Annotated in this window: 4 protein-coding genes; 2 read left to right on the top strand and 2 right to left on the bottom strand. The window is 69.2% G+C overall.

Going from position 1 to position 4,428, the window contains the following annotated elements; translation table 11 throughout:
* Nucleotides 1-386: 386 nt before the first annotated feature.
* Entirely contained in the window at nt 387-1,040 is a 654-nt protein-coding gene (locus tag Vqi01_RS29975; protein ID WP_204038493.1) for a TetR/AcrR family transcriptional regulator, read from the bottom strand.
* Between the two features lie 166 nt (nt 1,041-1,206).
* Here Vqi01_RS29975 and Vqi01_RS29970 point away from each other — a divergent pair, with 166 nt between their 5' ends.
* Nucleotides 1,207-2,106, top strand: a complete 900-nt coding sequence (locus Vqi01_RS29970) for an SDR family NAD(P)-dependent oxidoreductase (protein ID WP_204038492.1) — start codon at nt 1,207-1,209, stop codon at nt 2,104-2,106.
* A 158-nt stretch (nt 2,107-2,264) separates the two neighbouring features.
* On the opposite strand, the gene ccrA is transcribed toward Vqi01_RS29970, so the two are convergent.
* Nucleotides 2,265-3,638, bottom strand: coding sequence for a crotonyl-CoA carboxylase/reductase (gene ccrA / locus Vqi01_RS29965; RefSeq protein ID WP_204038491.1), 1,374 nt, complete (start codon nt 3,636-3,638; stop codon nt 2,265-2,267).
* Between the two features lie 188 nt (nt 3,639-3,826).
* On the opposite strand from ccrA, the gene Vqi01_RS29960 reads away from it, so the two are divergent.
* Nucleotides 3,827-4,428: beta-ketoacyl synthase N-terminal-like domain-containing protein (locus Vqi01_RS29960; RefSeq protein ID WP_275408859.1), on the top strand; the 602-nt coding region annotated here is incomplete at its 3' end.

Below are 4,428 nucleotides of genomic sequence, written 5' to 3'. Positions count from 1 at the left end.
GCCCTCTACAGACACACCACTACCGAGACACCCGGACTCGAGAGCTGCTCATGCGGCTCGGCCGCCAGGAAGACGACGACACCGTACGGCGGTTGGCCGGGCAACTACTGGCCACGCTACCCCACATCACGCCCGACGACTTCCCGTGATCAGGCCCGACCCACCACCCGACCGAGCGCGTCGGGCCCGCTTCTGATCGACCGTCAAACACCAGCAACGCCGGGACACACCTGGTCGTGAGGAACGCGGTGAACCTGGCCAGCTCCGTAGCGGCCGACCACAGCTGCCCGGCAGGCGCCATCAGACCGGTGTCTACGGCGGGCTCCGCCAGCAGCACACCGAATTGGATATTTGTCGTCCGGCACGCGTGGAGTCACCCGCGCAGATCACTGATCCTGTGGTGAAGGGTCCTCACGGGCCCACCGGTCCGCGTCCCTCGGACGGAGCCCGTCGACTACTACGGCCAGCACGGTCTCCCGCAGCCGCTCGTCGCCGTCGGTGTGCTCCGCCGCGCGGGAAGCGCCGACCAGCAGCGCCACGACGGCGGTGATGTCGATGTCGCCCCGGATCTCCTTTGCCCGCTGCGCCCGGTCGAGCAGGGCGGTCATGGCCCGTCGCAGGTCTTGCGCGGCCTCTGCGACCGGGCCGCGAGACATCACGGCGGTGTTGTCGCCGCCCATTTGGCGGGCGAAGGCGTGCTTCGCAGTGGACCGGGTGATCGCCTCGGTTAAGAAGGTGATGAACGCGGCACCCGGCTCCGGTGCCGTGCACAGCCGGCGGGCCTGCTCGGCGAGCTGGCGTAGCCCGGCCACGAAGACCGCCTCCACCAAGGCTTCCTTGGTGGGGAAGTGCCGGAATATGGTGCCGACGGCGACCTCGGCCCGGTGAGCGATCTCCTCGGTCGACGCGGACGGCCCCTTATCGGCCAGCGTCGCCTCGGCTGCGGCGAGGATCCGGGCCCGGTTGCGCTGCGCGTCGGCACGCAGCGGCCGGCCGGACAATGCCTGCCCGGTCTTGCTTGCGCGGGTGCGTGGCGCCACGGTCGCTGTCCCCTTCGATGCCGTTGACAAGGTGGGCCGTTACTCGTAGTGTCGAGAAGATGAGTCTGTCATTCATCTTATCCGTGCGCCGTCCAAGACTGGACGTGGCCAAGTCAACGTAGCACCGGGGAGACCGGGAGAGATCGTGGACGTGAAGACGGTAGTCATGACGGGTGGGACCTCCGGGCTCGGCGCCGATGCTCTGCGGCGGATAGCACGGGAGCCAGGCATCCGGGTGCTGCTCGGGGCGCGTGGCAAGGCGCCATCGGGTGTCCCGGCGAGCGTGGAGACGCTGCCCGTCGACTTGTCCAAGATGGACAGTGTGCGTTCGTTCGCATCGGCGGTGCAGGAAAGACTGCAGGGCAGCGAGATCGACGCGCTCGTGCTCAACGCGGGGTTGAGCCTCCACGACCACCACCGCACCTCGGACGGTTTCGAGACGACCTTCGCCATCAACCATCTCTCGCACTACCTGTTGCTGCGTCTGCTGCTGCCGCACATCGCCCGCAACGGGCTCGTCACCCTCACCACGAGCGCCACGCACGACCCGGCGGCGAAGACCATCCTCCCGCCGCCTCGGCACGCCGACGCCCGGCTGCTGGCCTACCCGGACCAGGATCCGGAACGCGACGAGCAGGCCAAGACCGCCGGAGGGCGGGCGTACACCTCGTCGAAGCTCTGCGCGGTGCTGACCGCCCGGGCGCTCGCCGTTCAGCCCGAGGCACGTGACGCCGCGCTGCGGGTGGTCGCCTACGACCCAGGCCCCACGCCGGGCACCGGCCTGTTGCGCTCCGCCCCGGCTCCGGTCCGTGGCATGTGGCGGATCCTGGGCACCGGGTTGGGGGTGCTCGTTCCCCGGTTCAACAGCGTCGAGGCGGCCGGCGGAGCCTTGGCCGACATCGTCACGGGCCGGGTCGTGCCGCCGCCCGGGGAATACCATGTCCGGCTGGTGAAGGGCGAGCTGACCTGGTTGCCGCCGTCCGACCTGGCCCGCCGTGACGACGTCATGGAGGCGCTCTGGCGCGACAGCGCCGAGCTGCTGGGGCTGCCGGCGGTCAGTCGCTGAGCCCATCGCCGCACCATCCCCATCCTCGACCCCGGCCCTTACCGGCCGGGGTCGGTTGTTGTTGTTCTCTATGGACGTAGGTGGTGCTGATGGCAGGGCGTTGGCGCGGGACGGCAAAGGCATGGGCGCGGCCGCCCATGCCTGCGTTCGCGTGAGCGTCAGCCGCTGGCCGTGCGGAAGCGGTTGATCGCGTTGACGTGGCGGGCACGCGTCTCGGGATCGGTGACACCGAGGCCCTCGCGCGGCGCCAGGCAGAGCACCCCGACTTTGCCGCTGTGCTGGTTGCCGTGCACCTGGCGGGCGGCTTCGCCGGCGTCGGCCAGGGAGTACACAGTCGACAGCGTGGGATGCACCATGCCCTTGGCGATCAGCCGGTTCGCCTCCCACGCCTCGCGGTAGTTCGCGAAGTGGCTTCCGACAATCCGCTTCAAGCCCATCCAGAGGTAGCGGTTGTCGTACTCGTGCCGGTATCCCGACGAGGACGCGCAGGTAACCACCGTTCCGCCGCGACGGGCGACGTAGACACTCACGCCGAACGTCTGGCGACCCGGGTGCTCGAAGACGATATCCGGGTCGTCTCCGCCGGTGAGTTCCCGGATGCGGGTGCCGAAGCGACGCCACTCCCGCGGGTCGGCCGCATCGTCGCCGGTCCAGAACTGGAAATCCTCGTCCGCCCGATTGATGACCAACCCGGCACCCATCTCCCGTACCCGCGCCTCCTTGTCCGCGCCGGAGACCACGCAGACCGGCACACCACCGCCGTTGAGTACCAGCTGGGTGGCGTAGGAGCCGAGACCGCCGCCTGCGCCCCAGATCAGCACGACGTCGCCCTGCTTCATCGCCGCGCCGTTCCGGGACACCAGCTGTCGGTACGCGGTCGAGTTGACAAGTCCGGAGGCGGCGCCTTCCTCCCACGTCAGGTGTGCCGGCTTCGGCATCAGCTGGTTCGCCTTGACCAGGGCCAGCTCGGCCAGCCCGCCGAAGTTCGTCTCGTACCCCCAGATGCGCTGCTCCGGGTCAAGCATCGTGTCGTCGTGGCCGTCCGGTTCGTTCAGTTCGACCGACAGGCAATGCGCCACGACCCTGTCTCCGGGCCGCCACCTGCGCACCCCTGCACCGGTGCGCAGGACGACACCGGCGAGATCCGAGCCGAGTACGTGGTACGGCTGGTCGTGGCGGGCCGCCAACGGTCCGGTGCGCGCGTACCGCTTGAGAAAGCGGAAGGTGTCCATCGGTTCGAAGATGGAACTCCACACGGTGTTGTAGTTGATGGAGCTGGCCATCACCGCCACCAGCACCTCTCCGGGGCCTGGCTCAGGCGTTGCCACATCGTGCACGTGCAGGGACTTACCCGGATCACGGTCGCGCGGGGACAAGCCCTCGAACATGTCGACCTCTCCGGCCAGCACCACGACGCCCCGGAAGCTTTCGGGGACGGTGAGGTTTGCGAAGTCGGCGACGCTGGTCCCCTCGGCGGCGATCGCGCTGACGAGCTCTTCCAACAGGTCCTCCGGCCTTGGTAGCGGGATCATCCGGAGCCTAGGTACCGGGCCACCGCCACCCGTACCCCTGTTGCCCCCTAACTTGCCGGCCACGGCGTCGCGGCCGGCACTGGCGGGCAGAGCAGGAGGTCAGCGATCGGGTTTTGGGGCACGCCAAGTTCCACTTAAGGGGGGAGCCCCACGATGGCTGCGGTTGCGATTCGGTTTGGAGTCTGACGATGGCTGAGCGGGGGGTTTCTGCCGGCGAGCCGGCGGCTCGGGTGGTCGACGCGCTGCGCGCGTCGCTGGTGGAGAACAAGCGGCTCCGGCAGGAGAATGAGCGGTTGGCCGGCGTGCGTTCGGAGCCCATCGCGGTCGTGGGCATGGCGGCCCGGTTTCCGGGTGGCGTGACCTCGCCGGAGGAGCTGTGGGACCTCGTCGCGGGCGGAGTCGACGCCGTCGGAGACTTCCCGACCGATCGCGGGTGGAACCTGGACGATCTCTTCGACCCGGATCCTGAGGCGGTCGGCAGGTCGTACGTGCAGCAGGGTGGGTTCCTGTCCGGCGCGGCCGACTTCGACGCCGAGTTGTTCGGGATCAGTCCGCGCGAGGCGGGCGCGATGGACCCGCAGCAGCGGCTGCTGCTGGAGACCACGTGGGAGTTGTTCGAGCACGCCGGCATCCCGGCGCCCGCGATGCGCGGGACTCCTACCGGCGTCTTCGTCGGCGTGATGTACAGCGACTACGGCGGCAGGCTCGTGCGCCGGATACCACCCGAGGTGGAAGGGCTGATCGGCACCGGCAGCGCGGGAAGCGTCGCCTCCGGACGCCTCGCTTACAT

It is taken from the genome of Micromonospora qiuiae (assembly GCF_016863555.1).
Taxonomy (GTDB): domain Bacteria; phylum Actinomycetota; class Actinomycetes; order Mycobacteriales; family Micromonosporaceae; genus Micromonospora; species Micromonospora qiuiae.
This window is presented reverse-complemented; position numbering and strand designations above follow the sequence as displayed.